Source organism: Thermogutta sp. (assembly GCF_039793925.1).
Taxonomy (GTDB): Bacteria; Planctomycetota; Planctomycetia; order Pirellulales; family Thermoguttaceae; genus Thermogutta.
Map to the genome: position 1 here is coordinate 1 of NZ_JBAMME010000131.1, position 1,463 is coordinate 1,463.

Here is a 1,463-nt window from a genome sequence, read left to right on the forward strand (position 1 = left end):
GCTTGTGCAGAACGGGATCCTTTATATCGCGCGTCCTCCCTGTCGCTGATACACACCCTTGGAGGAATCGGGAAGTAAACCAAAAATATGTCAATTTCATGAAAGAAATACCAGCCGGATAGTCCTGGTACATTTGTCACAAGTCTGTTCAATTGCTCTTTGTGTTGCGGAGTAAAGGCTTGCTCTTTGAGACCAGGTAAACCAACCCACAGGCAGCGCGTGAGCGGGTCTTCAAGAACTATTTGCCGCTGCACCGCATAGAGCCCGAAGAGAACCCCGTAGACTACGAGCGGTAGAAATACCATGAGTGCGACCGCAAAAATACAGACAAATGTGATGAGCCGCAGCTGTCCTCACGGACGGCCGAAAAATTACCAAGCTGCAGCTCGGTAATTTGTTTGTGAAGCTCCTCTTGTTGGTGAACGAGAGATTGAAAAGCCTCAAGTATAAGAATAACGACTTCATTCGCCTGCCGAACATTGTAGACGATCGCCGGTATAAATGATGAGATATTCATTTCAGAGTGTTTTAATTGGCTGTTGTAAAATTGAGAGATGGTATTCATTTGTTCCCAGAAGGCCATCACCGGAGGACGCGTGGTGAGCTTCTCTTGTGGGTAGACCTGAATGGCCACGAAGCTGATGGGCGTAGTATAATTGCGAATCAGCTGACCCACAATTTGGTTTTCCTGCGGATGTTGGGGATCATTCTCATCTGACTTATCTCCGTCGTCGCCGATGACGATGAGCATTTTCAGCCGATCGGATCTGAAGCCCGCTTGATCAATCGCCTGGGTAATTCCGTGAAAGACCATTTCACGCGGATCGCCCCCGGCGGAGACACGATGATTGAGAATTTGCGAGATAAGCCAGTCCAGGCGATCGGGCGGTTGGAGCGGTATCACCTGGACGGGGTTTCGTCGGGTGTTGGTAATGTCGTTGTAAAATGTGACGCCGACCAACAGTTGCGGTCGCGTGGGGAGCCGTTGAAGCGAGGCCACAATCTGACGGACTGCGCGAGCTGCGTGGGAAACAGATCTTCCATGCTTTCCGTGTCGTCAATGACAAACATGAGTTCCAGAGTTTGTAGTCGCTGTTGAACGATGCTCAACCTACTTTTGAGAGGGTTGATTTCTTGCGCCGATGCGATGGGAATGCCATCCTTGTTGACGAGGCCCCGGGAACGCACACCTTGAGTAACTTCCAGCCTGGATATTGGTTGCGTATCTCTGTGCGATATTTCTCTGCCTGAGCCCAATGAAGGATGGGAAACCGCGGCCACTCCGGTAGTTGCGGAACAGGAGAAGCGCGTTGGTCCACCGGCTCACGAAAGAGATATGCGTCAGAGTGTTTGTCATCTGCTGGGCCCGCAGCCATCGCCTCTTCGGGGGTTGGCCAGATTTTACCAGGACGGAACGGCCGGTTGGGTGCTGTACTCCACTAAATGGCCTCGCGAGTCGTCCA

The 1,463-nt window shown here is 51.6% G+C and carries 2 protein-coding genes; both read right to left on the reverse strand.

Annotated elements, in window-relative coordinates; translation table 11 throughout:
• Positions 1-305 (reverse strand): hypothetical protein (locus ABJK56_RS05435; protein ID WP_347243650.1); only part of this gene is annotated, 305 nt, incomplete at its 3' end.
• Positions 284-961: a hypothetical protein gene (locus ABJK56_RS05440; protein WP_347243651.1), complete on the reverse strand. Its 678-nt coding sequence runs from the start codon at positions 959-961 to the stop codon at positions 284-286. The genes ABJK56_RS05440 and ABJK56_RS05435, both read right to left, overlap by 22 nt.
• Between the last annotated feature and the right edge of the window lie 502 nt (positions 962-1,463).